Consider the following 19,028-nt stretch of genomic DNA (forward strand, 5'->3'; position numbering starts at 1 on the left):
TTTGATTCTTGCGTCCCCTGTTTCCTGTTGGCTAGCCTACGTTGCGCGCGCCCAAAACCCCCGTTCCGACACGCACGATATCCGAGCCGTGAGCAATTGCATTTTCGAAATCTCCCGACATGCCAGCAGAGAGTACAAGCCGGCGTCCGACCTGCTCACCGAGGCGATCGGCAAGTGCCCTGGCCTCCGCAAACACCTGGCTTGGGTCCGCATCAAGCGGCGGGACAACCATGATGCCGTCGAAGGAAAGATGCTCGGATTCCTCGATTGCGGCGGCAAGTTCGTCGACATCATCCAGAGGGATTCCCCCACGGGTCGGATCGTTGTCCATGGACACCTGAGCGAGGCAGCCAAGCACCCCGGAATCGCGGTCTCCGCGCTCGAGCGCAAGGCCCACACCGCGGTCGAGCCCGTGCGCCAGCTTCACCGAATCCACGGAGTGAACCTGCTTCGCCCAACGCGCGATGGCGTTGGCTTTCTTCGATTGAATTTGGCCGATCATCGCAATGCTTATCGACGATTCGCCCGCCTCCTTCAACGCTTCCGCCTTTTGACGGGCTTCCTGCTCGCGGTTCTCCCCTACCAGTGTCACACCGAGCTGGCCCAAGATCACCAGATCCTCAACGGGGTGGAACTTCGTCACGGGCAGCAGCGTGACACTTCCCGCTTCCCGTCCGGCTTGGGCCTCGGCGGCGCGGATGCGGGCGGTGACTTGATCTAGGTTGGCCTTAATTTCGTCGTAACGCGACATTAGTGAGCTGCCTTTCCGGTCAGCCAGACCACTCCGGCTTGGCGGCCGGTGGTGCCTTGGCGACGATAGGAGAAGAAGTCCTCGTCGGTGATGGTGTCGCGCGGATCGGCCTCGATGGCCGTGATGCCAAGCGACATGAGCTGGTGGACAAGGCCTGCGCGCACGTCGATACCCGGTGTGCCCTTTGTGGTCTTCGTCTTGGATCCCGGGAGGTGAGCCTCGACGTCATCGGCCATGTCTTGTGGAACCTCGTAGGACTCGCCGGCGGCGGCCGGACCGATGAGTACCTGGATGGAGGCGGGCTTCGCGCCAAGTTCCACCATTTTCTCCACGGTTTTGGGGATGATGCCGTTGCGGGCGCCGATGCGACCGGCGTGGGCCGCGGCGACAACACCGTTGGTGTGGTCGGCCAAGAGGACTGGGGCACAATCGGCGACAAGCACGCAAAGAGCCAAGCCGGGCTGGGTGGTCACAATCGCGTCGGTGGCTTCGATAGGTTCTGTGACGGGGCCGTCAACGACGGTGACGTTGTTGGTGTGGAGCTGTTCCATCCACACGAAGTGTTCTTCCGGCAGACCCAACGACTGCGCGAGGCGGGCGCGGTTTGCTCGCACGGCCTCGGGGTCGTCGCCGACGTGACCGCCGAGGTTGAAAGAATCAAAGTGGGATTGAGAAACCCCGCCTGCACGGGAGGTGAACACCATGCGGACGGGGCGATTTTCTAACTGCGACATACTCCCAAGGCTAGCGCATTAGCGCATGAAGCTTGGAACATCCAGATCGTCTTCGTCGTCACCACGGCGAGTGGTGCGCTCTGATTCACGATCGTTGGTGAACAGGCCGGAGCGGGATGGCTCCTCACGGCGTGGCTCGTAGCGGTGACGTGCGGCTGGTTCGGGCGCGCGCTGCTCGTTATCGTCGCGGGAGCGCTCGTCGAAAAGCGAACCGCGCGAAGGCGCCGGCGTTGCTGCCTCGGAGACCGGAGCTGGCTTCTCCTCTGGGGTGTTGGAGTAATCGGAGACGAGCGCGTTGGCTTTCTCGTCGAAGCCGGTGGCGATGATGGTCACGCGGACTTCGTCGCCCAGGTTGTCATCGATGATGGTGCCGAAGATGATGTTGGCATCGTCGTCAGCCTTTTCCTCAACGATGGAGGCGGCGTTGTTGACTTCCATCAGGCCGAGGTCGGAGCCGCCCGCGACGGAGATCAGCACGCCCTTCGCGCCTTCCATGGTGGACTCGAGCAGTGGCGAGTTGATCGCCTGCTGGGTTGCAGTCATGACGCGGTCGTCGCCGCGGGAAGAACCCACGCCCATGAGTGCGGAGCCTGCATCAGCCATGACGGAGCGGACGTCGGCAAAGTCGACGTTGATCATGCCCGGGATGGTGATCAGGTTGGTAATGCCCTGGACACCGTTGTAGAGCACTTCGTCGGCTGCGCGGAACGCTTCCATCATGGACAGTTCCTGGTCGCCGAGCTGTAGGAGGCGATCGTTAGGAATGACGATGACGGTGTCACAGACTTCCTTGAGGTTTTCAATACCCTCCATTGCCTGGCGGGTGCGACGCTTGCCCTCAAAAGAGAAAGGACGGGTGACAACGCCGATGGTCAGCGCGCCCATCTTCTTTGCAATGCCTGCGACAACAGGTGCTGCACCGGTACCGGTGCCGCCGCCCTCGCCTGCGGTAACGAAGACCATGTCGGAGCCCTTGAGGGATTCCTCAATCTCGGACTTGTGGTCCTCAGCCGAAGTACGGCCTACCTCTGGGTTAGCGCCGGCACCGAGGCCGCGGGTGGCCTCGCGTCCGATGTCGAGCTTGGTGTCTGCATCGGTGAACAGCAGTGCCTGGGAGTCGGTGTTGATGGCCACAAATTCAACACCTTTGAGGCCCTCTTCGATCATGCGGTTGACCGCATTGACGCCACCGCCGCCAACACCGACGACGCGGATCATGGCGAGGTAGTTGTTCGGGGAAGTCATATGTAAATGCTCGCCTTTCAATTGTGTAGAGAGAGTTTCAGTCGCAGTTACTTGTGTTATCCATATTGGGCCACAGCGAGCAAAAAAGTGAGTTAATTTTCGCGGCGTGTCGGTACCCTCAACCTTAACTTTAGGGTTATGGCCTGCGGTTATGCAGGTGACAGCGGTGCGATGCGCCTAGCGCACACCAATTTGTGAAGGATTCGAAATATCAAATTCTTGGCCTTCACGTCCCAGCACCGTATCAAGGGCCAAAGCCTTGTCGTGGTTGTCCTCAGACGCGCCCCACACGACCTGACGACCATCGTTTAACGCAACAATAAAACGATACGGCCCCTCGGCCTCGATGGCAGAAATCTGGGTGCGCGTCTCCGTGCTTATCGACGAGGCGATCTCCACCGCACTAATCCGCGCAGCTTCATCGCCGCGGGCGCTGCCGGTAATTTCCACTGCTTCTTGGGGTGGCTCCTCGATGGCGAACTCGCTGCCAGCTTGGTTGAGCAGATGGGGCCCGTCGCCCTCGCGGGTAAAGGCGACGGCTTCATGCTCGGTCACTTCTACCTTCAATGAGGACGGCCAGCCCCGCTTCACAGTCACCGTGCGCACCCAGGGCAAGGCAACAACCTGACGCGCGGCTTGCTCCACGTTGACCTGTGCAAGGATTTGGCCTTCGGCCACGTTGGTCGCCTCAATGACTTGCTCGGTAGTGACGTGTTTGTTGCCCTCTACCTCGTACTGCCGGACAGAGAACGCAGGCGTGAAGTACACGACAGCGCTTAAAATCACGGCGATGATTGCGACAACCGCCACGCTGATCCACACGGTGCGGGCAGAAATCCTTTCAAAAATACGCATAAAAACTATTCCGCTAACGCGTCGAGGATTTCGTCGGCCAACATGGTCACGGAACCTGCGCCCATGGTCAACACAATGTCACCAGGACGAGTCAGCCGCTTGACTGTCTGAGGGGCCGCCGAGAAGTCCTTTTCAAAGACTGCGTTTTCGGGAGCCAAGGTCATCTTGTCCACGATGATGCGCGAATCAACCCCTTCGACGGGGGCCTCACGCGCACCGAAGATGTCCAAGACCACGGCTGCATCGGCCAGCGATAAAGCTTCCGCAAACTCACCCGCGAACTCCATCGTGCGCGAGTAGAGGTGCGGCTGGAAGCACACCACCACGCGTGATCCGCTGCCTTCGGCTTCGACCTTTTCACCTGCTGCGCCCAAAACAGCAGCGACCTCGGTGGGATGGTGCGCGTAATCGTCGTAGACGCGAGTACCTGCATACTCACCCTCGGCGACGTCGCCTCGGTATTCAAAACGCCGACGCACACCGGTGAATTCACCTAGCCCGGTCGCCAGACGCCGCGGATCCGCGTCTGCGAGAACTCCCGCCAGCAGAGCTGCCGCGGAGTTCAGCACCATGTGGCGCCCAGGGATAGCGAGTGAGTAGGACAAGGCGACAGTCGGGGTGACGGTGCGCAGGTCGACCGTTACTTCTGTGGCGGTTGCCTGCACATCCTCTTCGGTAATGACTACCCCGGCGGTGATATCGCTATGGCGCTCACATGCTTCCAGCGTGCCGTAGCCGAGCACGTTGATGCCGCGGTTTTGGGCGTTGCGACCGCATTCGGCCGCGTGATCGTCGTCAAGGCAGACAACCAAGTGCCCGTCGGGGCTGACTCGGTCAGCGAACTCGTCAAAGACCTGGAAGTAAGCCTCCGGGCTGCCGAAATAATCAAGGTGATCCGGTTCGATATTTGTGATCACCGCGATGTCGGGCTGGTAACGCAACAGTGAGGCATCCGATTCGTCGGCCTCCGCAATAAACGCGGACCCCGTGCCGTGGTGGGCGTTCGTGCCCGCGCGATTGAGCTGACCACCGATGGCGAAGGAGGGATCTTCGCCCGCGGCCTGAAACGCCACGACCGCCATAGAGGTCGACGACGTCTTGCCGTGAGTTCCCGCGAAAAGCACCTGGGTGTAGCCATCCATGAGCTCAGCCAAGAGATCCGAGCGGCGAATCACGGGAATGTTTTCCTCTGCCGCGCGAGCCAGTTCGGGGTTGTCCTTGGGAATCGCCGCGAAGCTAGTCACTACGACCGTGGGCAGCTCCCCTGCCTGCTCTAGATTCTTCGCGTCGTGGCCGATCGCGACTTTTGCTCCCATGGTCACCAGCGCACGCACCGGACGTGAGTTCTTCACGTCCGAGCCCGTGACAACGCTGCCCCGGTTCAAGAGGATCCGAGCCACACCCGACATGCCGGAGCCGCCAATACCAATGAGGTGCACTCGGCTGAGATCAATAGGAGTATTGCTAGAGCTCACGTTGGGATTCTCCTTGGTAGGTAGCTGTTTAGTACTTAGCTGATGTTGATTCTATTGTGTCAGAACGGACGAAGTTACTTGCTTTGTGCAGCGTCCATGACGCGGCGCGCAAGAGTATCGGCGACGTTGCCTGCCCCGCTATCTGCCAACGCCACGCGCATCTTGTTGTACGTCTGCTCGTCGGAAAGTATTTCTACGACATTTTCTACCAGCACATCGGCAGTCAGAGCGGCGTCATCGATCATGCGTGCGGCTCCGGCCTCAACCAGATGCTTCGAGTTCAGGCCCTGCTCGCCGTTGCCGTGTGGCAGCGGGACATAAATGGCGGGCACTCCCGCGGCGGCATTTTCGGCCACGGTCATCGCACCCGAACGACAAATCACGAGATCGGCGACTGCAAGAGCTGCCGACATATCGTCAATATAGGGCACTGCCACATAATTCTCATGCGGCTCTGGCGCGTCATTCTTGCGACCATAGGCATGCAACACTTGGTAGCCTGCAGAGGTCAACTGCTCAATGCTTTCCTCAATCGCGGTATTGAGGCTGACGGCACCTTGGGAGCCGCCCGTGACCAAGATGGTCTTCTTTTCCGGATCGAGGTTCCAGGTGGCGTAGCCGCGGCGCGCCTTTTCTCCATCGTCGTCGGCGCCGACGGATTGGCGCACCGGAATACCCACGACCTCGCCCTTCATGCCGGAATTAGCAACGGCGTTGAATCCGGTCCCGCCGAGGCGCACGCCAAGTTTGTTGGCCACACCTGCCAGCGCATTGGATTCGAGGACAAAAATCGGCAAACGCAACGACGCAGCGGCCATGTAGGCCGACGCCGAGACGTACCCGCCGGTACCAAAAACAACGTCTGCCCCCGCGTTCTTCATCGCTTTGCGAGCCTGCCCCACCGACTTGATCACTTTAAAGGGCAGCGCCAGAAGCTTCAGCGGTTGCTTACGTGGCACTGGCACCGGATCGATCAGTTCGAGAGTGAATCCGCGAGCGGGCACGATCGACGTTTCTAATCCCTTGGGAGTACCCAGCGCAATGACATTCGCACCATAGTTGTCCCGCAGAACCTCGCCTACCGCGAGCGCCGGTTCAATATGGCCTGCTGTGCCACCTCCAGCGAGCACGACGGTAGTTGATGCGGAGTTGTCTCGGGCCATGGGTGTGCCTCACCTTCTCAAAGTCAGCTATCAGGGGGAAAGTTCTATTATCGCCTATCGCGCCGGCGATCTCTGCGATCAACGCTCGCTGACGGTGCGCGGCGAGGGCGATCCGTTTGGCGGCGCTGTGAGGCGGTGGGCACGGAACGTCGCGGTGCTTCACGACGATCGACTGTGGACGTCCGCTGGCGTGGCGAATTGCGCCGTGCTGTGACCGGTTGACCATAGCGACTCGTCTGATCGTCGTGCGGTGTGCGGCCGGTGTGGCCCTTGTCGTCGGATTTCTTCTTCTTGCCTGCGTTTGGCACGTAGGGCTGTGGCTCTGGCACAGCGAGCATCCGGTCAAAGAAGGGACGACCTTGGTTTTGCATCGAGGAGATTGCATCAGGTTCGTGCCGAGCAACCGAGGCCAGGATACCCATGGACCCGATGGTGATAATCGCCGAAGTACCACCCGCCGAAATCATGGGCAGCTGGATGCCTGTTACCGGCAGCAATCCCACAACATATCCAATATTGATGAATGCCTGCGAGACCACACCCGCTGTCAGCGTGGCGGCCATCAGTGATTGGAATTGTGTTTGGGCGCGACGTGCTGCCCGGAAGCCGAACCAGCACAGACCGAAGAACAAGGCGATGACGAGCACTCCGCCCCACAACCCGAGCTCTTCCCCAATGACGGCAAAGATGAAGTCGTTTTTAGCTTCAGGCAGGTAGAACCATTTTGCGCGGGACTGGCCAAGACCGACACCGAACCAGGATCCGTCCGCCAAGGACAAGAATCCCTGGTAGGTCTGATAGCCGCTGCCTTGGGTGTCGCTGATATTTCCGGTCAAAGCGTCAAAGAATGTGTGGAAACGCTCTGAACGGAAACCTCCGCTGACAAACACGAAGCCCATCATCAGCACAGCGAAACCGACCACTACCCAGACAAAGCCCCATGGGATGCCTGCAAAAATCAGCAACACACCGACGACGATGCCGAACGAGACGGCCATACCCAGGTCGCCCTGGGCCGCAATGAGAATAAACGACAAACCGGCAATCAGGCAGAACGGCAGATAGCCGTTATTCCAGGACCAGATCCTGCTGGGGTTCTTATTTGCCAGGATGCTTGCGCCCCAGATCGCGATGGCGACCTTGGCAAACTCTGAGGGCTGGATTTGCACACCGAACAGTGGCAGCCACGACTGGGAGCCGACGGTTTCGCGACCGGTGCCCATCGGTGTAAGCACCAAAATCAGCAGGAGGAGTGCGACCCCCATGATGAGCATGGACCATTTCTGCAGATGTTCGGGGGAAAAGCGCAGCATCACCCAAAACACCACCAACCCGGCCAGCACCATCACGGCCTGCCTCAGTGGCTGTGCCCAGACGTTGTCGTTTTCAAATACAGACATCGACATCGACGAGCTGGTCACCATGACTACGCCGAGTGCGGCGAGTACTAGCACGATCGTTCTGATCATGGAATAGTCCAGCAATGGCTGGCTATTCATCCACTCCGTGGCCTTATGCAAGGCCTGGGTGACGCGCGAACGCGCCGGAGCCTGCTGAGTCGGACGATCGCGTGTAGTGGTCATGGGGCTTACCCTTCTTGAAAGTTCTCTTGTTCGGGTGTCGGGATAATGGCGTGAGTTCTCGCCGCCCTGGCAAAAATATCACCGCGCTGCGACATCCCCGTATACATATCGAGGCTGGCGGCTGCTGGAGCTAGGAGCACGGAATCGCCGGGGCGAACTTGCCCAGCGACATAGGAGACGACATCATCCATGGCCTCGTCGGGGTCCTGGGACTGCGTGACAAACACGGGGACCTCTGGGGCGAGCCGGGCGAAGGAATCGGCGATGATGTCTTTGTCTTCTCCAAGAATGCCCACTGCCCGGAATTGCTCGCGGTGCGCCAGGATCAATCCGTCAACGCTGGCGCCCTTGAGCTGTCCGCCGGCGATCCAGGCGACGGTGCCTGCCCCTTCGAGTGCTGAGTGAGCAGCGTGTGGGTTTGTAGCCTTGGAGTTATCCACCCATGCCACATCACCTGCACGGTGTACTACAGTGCCGCGGTGCCCGTCCACGTGGAAGTTCCGCAGCGCATTCGCGATATCGTCGGAGGTGGCACCCTGGCTGCGTGCCACGGCCGACGCCGCGAGTGCATCCAGGATTCCTGCTTGACCCGCGGGCTCAATGCCTGCTGCGGGAGCCAAACGTGTTGCTGGTTCGTTCCAGTTTTCGCCCCAAGCCTCGACGAGGAAGTCGTCGACAACTCCGTAGTCTCCCGAGGCTGGTTCGCCGAGAGTAAAACCAATGATGTCGTCGCGCCCTGTTGCCTGGACCTGGGTGCGCACCTCGGCGTCGTCGATACCCGCGACTGCGACCGGTGCCTGAAATACTTTCGCTTTTGCCTTCGCGTATTCCTCGAAGGATCCGTGCCAATCGATGTGATCATCGGCGAGGTTGAGCAAGACGCCGGCATCGGGGACGAGTTGGCTTGACCAATGGAGTTGGAAGCTGGAGAGTTCAGCAACCAAGATATCCACTCGTTCTGGGTCGATCAGCGCATCCGAAATGGCCACGCCGATATTGCCACAGGCCTCGGCACGCAATCCGGTGTGTAGACCGGTCTCTTTCATCATTGCGGTGAGCATGCCGGTGGTGGTGGTTTTGCCGTTCGTGCCGGTGACCACTAACCAGGTTCGGGGCGCACCGAATACCTCTGCCCGATCGAGGCGGAAGCACAGCTCGACGTCTCCGATGACTTCAACGCCGGCTTGCTGCGCAGCAACCAGCAGCGATGTGTCCGGCCGCCACCCCGGAGAGGTGACGACGAGAGAAAACTCGGACACCCGTGCTTGCGCATCAGCCACCGACAATGTGGTGGCCCCGGTGAGCTTCTCCACATTGTCGCGGTTGATCTCGTTGTCGTCGGCGACGGTGGTGTTCGCGTTGAGTCCGCGGAGCAGTTTCGCCGCACCGAGGCCGGATACTCCGGCGCCAGCGACGAGGATGGGTCCGCGAAGAAACTCGGGGATCAGAGCCATATCTGTCATTACAAGGTCACTCCCGAAGTGGTAAACCATTCCGCGTAGAAGATGGCCAAGCCGATAGCTGCCGCGATGCCTGTGATCAGCCAGAAACGAATCACAACTGTGGTCTCTGCCCAGCCACCATTTTCAAAGTGGTGGTGGAACGGTGCCATGCGGAAGACACGCTTTCCTGTGGTCTTGAAGGCCGTCACCTGGATCACCACGGACGCAGCTTCCATCACGAAGAGTGCGCCGATGATGACCATGAGCAGTTCGGTATGGCTTGCTACCGACAGGCCAGCAACCAGACCACCGAGTGCCAGGGAGCCGGTATCGCCCATGAAGATCTTTGCTGGGGAGGCGTTCCACCACAAGAAGCCCGCGCAGGCGCCCATGCCAGCGGCTGCCAGTACGGCGAGATCCAGCGGGTCGCGCACGTTGTAGCAGCCGGGCTCGGCTGCAACGGAACAGGAATTCCGGAATTGCCAAAACGTGATCAAGGTGTATGCACCCATGACCAACGTGGTGGAACCTGCGGCCAGGCCGTCGAGGCCGTCGGTGAGGTTCACCGCGTTCGACCAAGCAGCAATAATCAAGTAGATGAAGACAAGGAAAATGATCGTGCCGATAATTCCGCCACCGACCGCAAGGTCAAGGGTCGGAATGTCGCGGACGAAGCTCAGCATCGTCGAGCCTGGGGTCTGTCCGTTCTCGTTCGGGAACTGCAGAATTAAGAAGCCGAAAACGAGTGCGATCACCAGCTGCGACACTAATTTTGCTGTCTTATTCAGGCCGAGGTTTCGGCCCTTGAACAGCTTGATGAAGTCATCGGCGAAACCGACGCCACCAAGTGCCAGGGTCAGGCCGAGGATGATCCAACCCGAGGCCGTGAATCCGCCTCGCCCGACCGCCATGGACCAGAAACCTGCTGCCAGGTAGGCCACGGTAATGCCGAGCAAAATTGCTATGCCGCCCATCGTGGGTGTGCCACGCTTGCGCATATGTGAGCGCGGGCCGTCTTCGCGGATCTCCTGGCCGATGCCTTCGGCGGAGAAGTACTTAATTAGGAGTGGCGTGGTGAAAATGGACACCAGGAAGCTGACGACTCCAGCAATGATAATTTGTGTCACGACAATCTACCTTGTGTTCCTTTGTTTATCTTCCAATAGCGATTCAGCCACCTGCCACAATCCGAGTGCGTTGGACGCCTTCACTAAGACGACATCCTTGGCCTCACGGGCATGCCAGTCCTCTTCGCCAGCGGGTGACGTTGAAAGGATACCGCGAGTGATCTCGATTGCCTCACCGGCATCACCGGCAAGCCTTGTGAAAATTCCCTTTGCATGAGCGCTCTCTGCCATCGCACGCACGGCTGGGCTCTCGCCCACTGCCACCAAATCGCTGACTCCGTAGCGCGCAAGCTCGTCGCCAAGCGCTGCGTGCTCGGCAATCGCATCATGTCCAAGCTCACCCATCTCACCGAGCACCGCAATGGAGCGGGCCCCAGGACGAGCTGCGGCGGTGTATCCCAGGGCGGCGATACCGGCGCGCATGGATTCGGGGTTCGCGTTGTAGGCATCGTTGATGACGGTCACACCGTCGGTGCGGGTGTTCACGTCCATCCGGTTCGCGGAGGCAGTTCGTGCCTGCGACAGCGCCGAGGCCACCTCGGCGGCCTGCATTCCGGACTCAATACCCACGGCTGCTGCCGCGAGCGCGTTGGAGACCTGGTGGGCACCGAACACGTTCAGGCGTACCTGTTGTGGCTTGTTGCCCGGCGAGTGCATCACAAAGGAGGCACGCGCGATATCGTCCAGCTCAATGTCCGTGGCAAAGTAGTCGGCTCCCGAGGCCAGGGGCTGCGCCGCGGAGTAGGTGACCACCCGCGCCGTGGTGCGTGACTTCATCGCGATGACGAAAGGATCATCGGCATTAAGCACGGCGACTCCCCCGTCTGCGGCGGCGGGCAGCGCCTCGACGAGCTCGCCCTTTGCCTTAGCGATGTTTTCCCGAGAACCGAATTCACCAAGGTGGGCCGTGCCCACGTTGAGGACAACGCCGAACCGAGGTGGGGCGATCGAGGCCAGATGCGCGATGTGGCCAATGCCTCGCGCCGACATTTCAGAGACGAGGAACTTCGTCTGCTCGGTACACCGCAACACCGTGTATGGGTGTCCGATTTCGTTGTTGAAGGATCCCGGAGGTGCGACGGTTTCCCCGGCCCGATTCAGCACCTGCGCAATGAGGTCCTTCGTGGAGGTCTTGCCGGCAGAACCAGTGACTCCCACAATATTGAGTTGATGCTTTTCGGTGAGTTCGTGCGCGACAAAGGTGGCCAAAGCGGACATCCCGGCGACCACCGCGCGGGCGGAACCATCCGGGTCATTCGCTGCCAAGTCTGAGTTGTCACCTGAGTGATCACCATCGCGCGCTTCGAGCGGAGGCACCACAACCGACGGGACACCAATGGTGCGCGCAGCTAGAACTCCTGTAGCGCCTTTATCCATGGCTGTCTGCGCGTAGTCATGGCCATCGACCTTTGCTCCAGGCAACGCGACGAACAGCCCGCCTTCGGCGACCTTACGCGAATCGAATTCGACGAATCCGGTGACTTCTGCCTCCGGATTGTCAGTGTCGTGGACTTGACCCCCGGTGACCTCAGCGATCTGATTCAGGCTCAGTGGAATCATTGTTCCTCCTCCGTAGTTTCGCGTTGCGCGGCACGCAATTCGCCGAGAGCGCGGCGGACTTCCTCGCGGTCGTCAAAGTGATGCACCTGATCGCCGACGATCTGGCCCACCTCGTGCCCCTTGCCGGTGACAACCACGGCATCGCCGGGTTCAGCCCAAGCGATCAGGGCGTCGATAGCGTCAGCGCGCGAGGCGATCTCAACTACTTCAACGTCGCGGTCCTGCGCCTCAGCTTCCGCACGGGCCCCGTCGACAACGGCAGCGCGAATCAGCGCCGGGTCTTCCGAGCGAGGATTGTCGTCGGTGATGATGACATAATCGGCACGCTTGACAGCTTCCGCACCCATCAACGGGCGTTTCGACGAGTCCCTGTCCCCGCCTGCGCCGACGATGACACCGAGTCGGCCATTGACCTGCGCGCGCAGCGTGTTCAACACCGCAGCAACCGCTCCGGGCTTGTGCGCGTAATCAACAACAGCGACGAAATCCTGCCCCTCGTCGATACGCTCCATGCGCCCTGGGACACCGGCGGATTCGATGCCGCTGAGGAATTTTTCCACATCCACGCCAGCACAGTGCGCCATTCCGGTCGCCAGTGCCGCATTGGCCACGTTGAAGTCGCCGGGCAGCGAAATGTGCGCGTTAAATACGTCCGTACCGATGGTTAGCTCAATCGATTGAGCGCCGCTTGCTTCCACGTTGGTGCGTCGCGCGGACTCAGACACGTTCGCCTGACCGTGGGTTCCTACGGTAAACGGTGCGCTGGCTACCTCAGCCATGCGCTCGCCCCACTCGTCGTCAACGCAGATCACTGACTGCTTGCCAGCAACAGAAGAAGCCGGATCGAAGAAGCGTGCCTTCGCCGCAAAGTAGTCTTCCATGGTCGGGTGGAAATCCAGGTGATCCTGGGACAGGTTCGTAAATCCCGCGACGGCAAATTCGGTGCCATCTACTCGACCAAGGCTCAGCGCGTGGGAGGACACCTCCATCACAACGTGGGTCACTCCTTCAGCCAGCATGCTCGCGAACAACGCCTGCAACGTTGGCGCTTCCGGAGTGGTGAGCTTCGTGGGCACCTCGCGTCCGTCAATGCGCGTGCCCGTCGTACCAATAATGCCGGTTGTATGGCCGGCCGACATCAGGCCCTTTTCCAGGAGATACGTGGTTGTGGTCTTGCCGGAAGTACCTGTGACACCTAGGACAGTGAGTTGTTTCGACGGATGCCCGTAGATTTCGGCGGAGACATCACCGAGGACCGCGCGCACGTCATCGACAACAAGGATCGGGCGGCGATCGGAAGTCTTTTGGATCAAGGCAAGGCCGGCCTCATCGGTCAGCGTCGCAGCCGCCGGCGAGTCAAAAGCAAAAGAAGCGCCGTGCACACGGGTGCCTGGCACCGCGGCGAAGAGCCCTCCAGGTTCAACTCGAGCTGAGTCCAAGCTTATCGACGACACGTGCGTCGGCATCTGGGTGGCGTTAATAATACGTGCACCGGCGATCCTTGCCACGTGCTCCAATGTTGGCGCACTAGTGGGTGAGTCTGCCATGCGATTTCCTACTTTCTTCAGCCGTTGTAACTTCAGCCTTTAATATGCCTTTTAGTTTGCCCGATCGTCGCGCTCTAAGGAGTCTGCAACACGATCTGCTCCTCGTCACTTGGTTGCGGTGCAATGTTGTCGCGGTTGATCAACCAGTTCGCAATCTCACGGAAAATTGGTGCCGAAGACTGACCTCCCGCACCACCTTCCAGTGGTCCGCGTTCCGGCTCATCTAACATCACGGCCACCACGAAGCGCGGATCATCTGCCGGTGCGATGCCCGCGAACGTGATCCAGTACTTATCGTTCGAATAGGCTCCGGTGTCCGGGTCGACCTTCTGCGCGGTGCCGGTCTTGCCGGACAACTGGTATCCCTCGATGCCTTGTCCCTGCGCGGTACCAGAGTTCAACCCAGTGGGATCTTCCTGGAACACGGACTCGAACATCTTGACTACAGTGTCGGCAGTCTCCGGGCTAACCACCTGGGTACGCTCCGGTTCTGCTTGTTCAATGACATTGCCTTCTGGGTCACGAGCTTCTTCGACAATGCGCGGTTCGATACGTTCACCGCCGTTGGCCAACGCCTGGTACACGCTGGCCATCTGCAAGGTGGTCCAGCTCATGCCCTGGCCAATCGGCAGGTTGGCAAACGTACCACCCGACCATTGCTCCAACGGCGGGTACAGGCCGGAGGATTCATTCGGCAGTTCAATACCGGTGGATTGACCAATTCCGAACTTCTGTAAGTATTCGGCGAACGTTTCTTCACCGAGGCGCTCGGCGAGCATCAACGTGCCCACATTCGAGGACTTACCGAAGATTCCGGCAGTGGTGTACGAGTCAACCCCGTGCTGCCACGCATCCGCGACGGTCACACCGGCCATCTCGATCGAGCCCGGTACCTGGAGGACTTCCTCCGGCGTCGTCGTCCCCTCTTCGATAGAGGCGGCAGCGGTGACAACCTTGGCCACCGAGCCCGGCTCGAATGGGTGCGAGATGGACGAGTTTTCAAAACCTCGGCCACGCTCGATCTGCTCCTGCAGGTCTCCATTGGGGTCGATGGTGTCGGTATTGGCCATCGCTAATACTTCACCAGTGGCCACGTCGAGCACGACCGCCTCCGCGGATTGTGCTCCCGAGTTTGCCTTCGACTGCTCGAGAAGCTGTTGCACATAGGTCTGCAAGTCAAGGTCGATGGTTAATTGCATATCGGTGCCGTGGACGGCAGGTGCCTCGTCGCGAAGCGTGCCTGGAATCTCTTGGCCCATGGCAGAAACATCCTGGGTTTTGCGTCCGTTGATTCCGCTCAAGGTGGAGTCGCTCGAAGCCTCGAGACCGAATTGGCCTTGACCATCCATGGACACCTTGCCAATGATGTTTTCTGCGATCGCGCCGTTGGGGTACTGGCGGATGTCTTGGTGGTCGGCGGCAACACCGAAGTACTCGGCGGCAACCTTCTCGGCGACATCTGGGTCAACGTTGCGCACCAATACCTCGTATTGAGTATCGGCTTTGAGCTTGTCCAGGATTTCCTTGGAATCAACGTCCCCGGAATTCTCGCGGCTGGTTTCTCCGCCCTCGTCAATCATCCGAGGGATTCCGTCGGCCATCTCCTGGAGACGATCGTCGAGACGCCCGGGTGTTTCCGCCTCAATGGTCGCGCTATCGGCGCCGTCGATCTCCATTTGCTGGCGGATCTGCTGGGACAATTCGTCGCGCAAACGCACGGGCGACACCGTCAGCGAACGTGCCTGCATGGTGTATGCAAGCTGATTGCCTTCGGTATCTGTAATCGAACCGCGCCTCGCCGGCTCGACGTAGACGCGCTCGCGCTGATCTTGTGCGGACGCCGACAAGGCTGGCCCCCAGACGACCTGGACCCACACGAGGCGCGAGGCCAAGAGTAGTGCGATCACCACAAATGCTACGAGCACCCACGTGATGCGGTTACGTGTAATCGCTTGCTGGGATTTGGCAGGTGCAGGCTTGCGTCCGTTGGACCCACTAGCGCCGTGCGAGTTTCCGTTTCTGCTCGGGGTACCCACGAGAGTTGTTCACCTGCCTACTTCCCTTGTCGATCTGTTCTGGTGGCTCCTTCGGGGCCGTGCTTCCCGTCCCCTTTGATCAGGCACCATGTCCATCAAGTGCCTTCCACCTTTGGAAACAGACTAAAACTGCGCGGGAACGTTGGGGCTATAAGGTGCGACCGCAGGGGCTTGAGGAGCTTGAGGGGCTGGTGCAGGTTCGTTGTTTGGACGAGCCTCAAGAGACCGCGAAACTTCATCGGTTTGATTCGGATCGCTCGACGCGCGCCCAGGGCGAACCGGAGCTCCATTGACGTCAATGATAGATTGCGTTTCCGGATCAGCCGGGCGACTCTCTGTAACCGCACCGTCGTTTCCAACTTCTACGATTCCGGGGCTGACCGGAACGACCATTCCCGCATCCGAGGCCCGACGTGCGATCTCAGCCGACGACTGCAGATTCTCCAAGTCACGGTTGAGAGTTTCCACCTCGTTCGACAGCGACGTCTCCGTTGCCTGCAGTTGCTGGATAGTAAAGGTCTGCTGCGTGGACAGGCCCGAGAAGATCATCGCCAAAGCGACACCGATAGCTAGCAGTGGCAGCCCAATAATAGAGACCGACGTGAAACGTCGCTTCACCTCGGTAGTGGGTGCCTCCACCCGACGTCCGCGGACGGACACCACCTGGTTCGAGCCGAGCCGGCCGCGCTTGCGGGGTTCGTGGGGGCGGACACCAGGGCGTAGGCGACGCGGCGCGGGAGCAGTCGTCGCAACGTTGTGTTCTAACGCTTCACGACGAGCACCTGAGCGGCGCGCACCTTTTTCAAGCAACGTTGCAGAGTTTCCAGTTTCGTAACCGGAAGTCAGGTCGCGGCTTGCTCCCATGATGTTCGCTCCTTCGGTAGCTGGTTCAGTCTGATTATTGCTTGTCGCAGTCGAGTTGCATAGTCGGAATATTATATTGCCGGTTCGGGGAGTTTCTCTATACCACGAACCCTAACAGGTGCAGCTCGTGGGTTTTCTGATATCTCCGCCTCCGAAGCCTTTTCAGCCCCGCTGGTAATCGTGCGGAATTTCGGCGCGGTACCAGGCAAATCCATGGGCAACCCCGGCGGGGTCTTGGAGGCCGTCAGGTCCTTGAATGCCGACTTCACGATCTTGTCCTCTAAGGACTGGTAGCTCATGAAAACAGCCCTGCCGCCCACCCCTAGCGCCTCGGCGATCGCCGGAATGACGTTCTTAATGGAATCCAGTTCGCCATTAACCTCGATGCGCAATGCCTGGAAGGTCCTTTTCGCAGGATGGCCTCCCGTGCGGCGCGTAGCCGCTGGAATTGTTGCATAGAGGAGTTCGACCAAGCGAGCCGAGCGATCGAAAGGTTCTTTCTCGCGCTCTTTCAAAACGGCGCTAGCGATTTTTCCGGCAAAGCGTTCGTCGCCGTAGGTCTTGAGAATGCGTGCCAGGTCTCCGTGCGAATACGTGTTAAGAATGTCTGCCGCAGTGATGCCTGTCGTGGGATCCATGCGCATGTCTAGAGGTGCATCGACTCGGTAAGCGAAGCCTCGCTCCTCCTGGTCGAGCTGCATGGATGACACGCCAAGATCGAAGAGCGATCCAGCTACTCCGTGTTCCCGGGCGGTATCGAAAACTGGGCCAGCGTTATTAGAAATTGCGTGGCCAAGCTCGTCGAAACGCGCCTGAACGGGCACAAAGCGATCACCGAAGGGTGCGAGGCGTTCAGATGCATCGCGCAGAGCGTTAGGGTCTCGGTCGATACCAATGACGGATGCTTCAGGAAAGACCTTGAGGAAGTGCTCAGTATGTCCGCCTGCTCCGAGGGTGCCATCAACGATCACTGCGTTTTTACCGAAAGCTTCGATTGCTGGTGCAAGGAGCTGAGTCACCCTGTCACGCAACACGGGTACGTGCCCGTAATTGGAATCAATGTCGTAGTCCATTGGCTATCGCACCCCCTTCTGATTGCCTGCTCGTGGTGATTCGCTACATTTCCCTGAACTTACGTGCGGGGAACGTATAGGGCCCTGCTCGGAGCGGCAGATCTGATGTCGGGGAAGTACACCAGAACGGCTCGCGCTCCGAGCAGAGTCCGTACACGCTCTCCTCGTGTGGGCGGCTGTATTACAGCAGACCAGAGAGTATGTCGTCCTCGTCAGCTGCAGCGAATGCAGCTTCCGTCTCTTCTTGGTAGTTGGCCCAGGACTCGGCGTCCCAGATCTCAAGAAAATCCACTGAACCGATAACCACGCATTCCTTGGACAGGTTTGCGTACTCACGGTGCGCCGGAGACAAGGTGATACGACCGGACCCATCGGGAGTTTGCTCATCCGCGCTCGCTGCGAGGTTACGGATAAACGCACGTGCCTGTGGGTTCGTACGGGATACAGCTGCTGCTTTTCGTGCTCTCGCCGCAAATGCTTCCCGTGGGTAGACCGCTAAAGAGTGGTCTTGCCCTTTCGCCACCATTAACCCGTCCGCCAATTCCTCACGGAATTTTGCCGGAAGAGTCAACCTGCCTTTGTCGTCGAGCTTCGGTGTGTAGGTACCCAGAAACATCCCTGGCCACCTTCCTTAGCTTGACTACGCCGGTGCGAATCTTCGTTCAACGACTCCTCCTGAACGCTGGATACGTCCCATCGGTCCGTTGCTGTGCCCCACTTTAACCCACTTTCCCCCACAATCGCCACACAACCACCCCACTTTTCACCTTTCGAATCAATACCTGCAGGTAAATGACCTAAATTCCGGTGGGGAGATTTTCCAGAGCATTCTGCAGACCAACGGAAAAGTAATCACACCAATCACAGTAAAGGGCTTTTTACCCTTCTGTTGCGGAAGAAAGTACCTTTTGAGATCGTTGCTGACCTGCAGATTCAGAAAGCTGCACGGGGCCGAGGACGAGAAGTAGGGCAAAGTGGGAGGGATTTGTGGGGAGAAGTGGAGAATGCCGTCGACTGAGCTCGCCACCCCCAGACAGGGGACCCTCCGACACGCCGGCGGAATACGCCTCACGGCTCACGCGGATCCCTCACATTTCTCCTGAGGGCATGCAAAAACCGCATCCCGCCTGACGGCGAAATGCGGTTAGTTTGACAGTTAATTTATCCTTCGTTGTCTTCGAAGCGGCGACGGAAATTATCTTCCATCCGGGAGCCTACGCCCCCACCCTGCCCATCGGCGGGGGCGGATTTCTTCCGCGAGGACGACGAAGATCCACGAGATCCCCCTTGCGGGGAACGGAGTACCCAGACCCCTGCGCCGAACATGACGATAAAACCAAGCACGCTAAGTGCAATAAACCACAGACTTACCTGAGCTAAGGCCACTCCTGCGATCAGTAGTACGAGGCCGAGAACCGCAAGCGCGATTCCCCGAAACATGGTTTTTCCTGACGGAGCACCGCCCCCGAAAGAACTTTGTGCTGACACAGATGCACCGAACTTTGGGTCTTCAGCGAGCAGCGACTGCTCGATTTCCCGGAGCGCGCGCTGCTCCTGCTCTGAAAGGGCCACA

At 59.4% G+C, this 19,028-nt stretch carries 16 protein-coding genes; all 16 read right to left on the bottom strand.

The window, feature by feature from the left end; genetic code table 11:
- Positions 1-31: 31 nt before the first annotated feature.
- Complete coding sequence (locus tag A37O_RS0108465) at positions 32-751, bottom strand: YggS family pyridoxal phosphate-dependent enzyme (protein WP_018297075.1); 720 nt, start codon at positions 749-751, stop codon at positions 32-34.
- Positions 751-1,485, bottom strand: coding sequence for a peptidoglycan editing factor PgeF (pgeF, locus tag A37O_RS0108470; protein WP_018297076.1), 735 nt, complete (start codon positions 1,483-1,485; stop codon positions 751-753). Before pgeF ends, A37O_RS0108465 begins: the two co-directional genes overlap by 1 nt.
- A gap of 18 nt (positions 1,486-1,503) precedes the next feature.
- The gene (ftsZ, locus tag A37O_RS0108475) at positions 1,504-2,730 is read right to left on the bottom strand and encodes a cell division protein FtsZ (RefSeq protein WP_018297077.1); all 1,227 of its coding nucleotides are present in this window, start codon (positions 2,728-2,730) and stop codon (positions 1,504-1,506) included.
- Positions 2,731-2,907: 177 nt separating this feature from the next.
- Positions 2,908-3,585: a cell division protein FtsQ/DivIB gene (locus tag A37O_RS0108480; RefSeq protein ID WP_018297078.1), complete on the bottom strand. Its 678-nt coding sequence runs from the start codon at positions 3,583-3,585 to the stop codon at positions 2,908-2,910.
- A 5-nt stretch (positions 3,586-3,590) separates the two neighbouring features.
- Entirely contained in the window at positions 3,591-4,994 is a 1,404-nt protein-coding gene (murC, locus tag A37O_RS0108485) for a UDP-N-acetylmuramate--L-alanine ligase (protein WP_051077977.1), read from the bottom strand.
- 140 nt (positions 4,995-5,134) lie between these two features.
- The gene (gene murG, locus A37O_RS0108490) at positions 5,135-6,223 is read right to left on the bottom strand and encodes an undecaprenyldiphospho-muramoylpentapeptide beta-N-acetylglucosaminyltransferase (RefSeq protein WP_018297080.1); all 1,089 of its coding nucleotides are present in this window, start codon (positions 6,221-6,223) and stop codon (positions 5,135-5,137) included.
- A gap of 47 nt (positions 6,224-6,270) precedes the next feature.
- Positions 6,271-7,806: an FtsW/RodA/SpoVE family cell cycle protein gene (locus A37O_RS0108495; protein WP_018297081.1), complete on the bottom strand. Its 1,536-nt coding sequence runs from the start codon at positions 7,804-7,806 to the stop codon at positions 6,271-6,273.
- A 5-nt stretch (positions 7,807-7,811) separates the two neighbouring features.
- A complete protein-coding gene (gene murD / locus A37O_RS0108500; RefSeq protein ID WP_018297082.1) occupies positions 7,812-9,269 on the bottom strand; it encodes a UDP-N-acetylmuramoyl-L-alanine--D-glutamate ligase in 1,458 nt (485 codons plus the stop codon).
- Positions 9,269-10,375 carry a phospho-N-acetylmuramoyl-pentapeptide-transferase gene (gene mraY, locus A37O_RS0108505; RefSeq protein WP_018297083.1) on the bottom strand — a complete coding sequence of 369 codons (1,107 nt, stop codon included), beginning with the start codon at positions 10,373-10,375 and terminating at the stop codon, positions 9,269-9,271. Before mraY ends, murD begins: the two co-directional genes overlap by 1 nt.
- Positions 10,376-10,381: 6 nt before the next feature.
- Positions 10,382-11,935: a UDP-N-acetylmuramoyl-tripeptide--D-alanyl-D-alanine ligase gene (locus tag A37O_RS0108510; protein ID WP_018297084.1), complete on the bottom strand. Its 1,554-nt coding sequence runs from the start codon at positions 11,933-11,935 to the stop codon at positions 10,382-10,384.
- Complete coding sequence (locus A37O_RS0108515; protein WP_018297085.1) at positions 11,932-13,482, bottom strand: UDP-N-acetylmuramoyl-L-alanyl-D-glutamate--2,6-diaminopimelate ligase; 1,551 nt, start codon at positions 13,480-13,482, stop codon at positions 11,932-11,934. Before A37O_RS0108515 ends, A37O_RS0108510 begins: the two co-directional genes overlap by 4 nt.
- Positions 13,483-13,556: 74 nt before the next feature.
- Complete coding sequence (locus tag A37O_RS0108520; protein ID WP_018297086.1) at positions 13,557-15,518, bottom strand: peptidoglycan D,D-transpeptidase FtsI family protein; 1,962 nt, start codon at positions 15,516-15,518, stop codon at positions 13,557-13,559.
- A 123-nt stretch (positions 15,519-15,641) separates the two neighbouring features.
- Positions 15,642-16,382 carry a cell division protein FtsL gene (gene ftsL / locus A37O_RS0108525; protein WP_018297087.1) on the bottom strand — a complete coding sequence of 247 codons (741 nt, stop codon included), beginning with the start codon at positions 16,380-16,382 and terminating at the stop codon, positions 15,642-15,644.
- Positions 16,383-16,453: 71 nt separating this feature from the next.
- On the bottom strand, positions 16,454-17,455 hold the full coding sequence (gene rsmH, locus A37O_RS0108530) for a 16S rRNA (cytosine(1402)-N(4))-methyltransferase RsmH (protein ID WP_018297088.1): 1,002 nt from the start codon (positions 17,453-17,455) through the stop codon (positions 16,454-16,456).
- A 181-nt stretch (positions 17,456-17,636) separates the two neighbouring features.
- Positions 17,637-18,071: a division/cell wall cluster transcriptional repressor MraZ gene (gene mraZ / locus A37O_RS0108535; protein WP_018297089.1), complete on the bottom strand. Its 435-nt coding sequence runs from the start codon at positions 18,069-18,071 to the stop codon at positions 17,637-17,639.
- A 545-nt stretch (positions 18,072-18,616) separates the two neighbouring features.
- On the bottom strand, positions 18,617-19,027 hold the full coding sequence (locus A37O_RS0108540) for a DUF3040 domain-containing protein (RefSeq protein ID WP_018297090.1): 411 nt from the start codon (positions 19,025-19,027) through the stop codon (positions 18,617-18,619).
- Position 19,028: the final 1 nt, after the last annotated feature.

The organism is Corynebacterium lubricantis DSM 45231 (assembly GCF_000379425.1).
Classification (GTDB): domain Bacteria; phylum Actinomycetota; class Actinomycetes; order Mycobacteriales; family Mycobacteriaceae; genus Corynebacterium; species Corynebacterium lubricantis.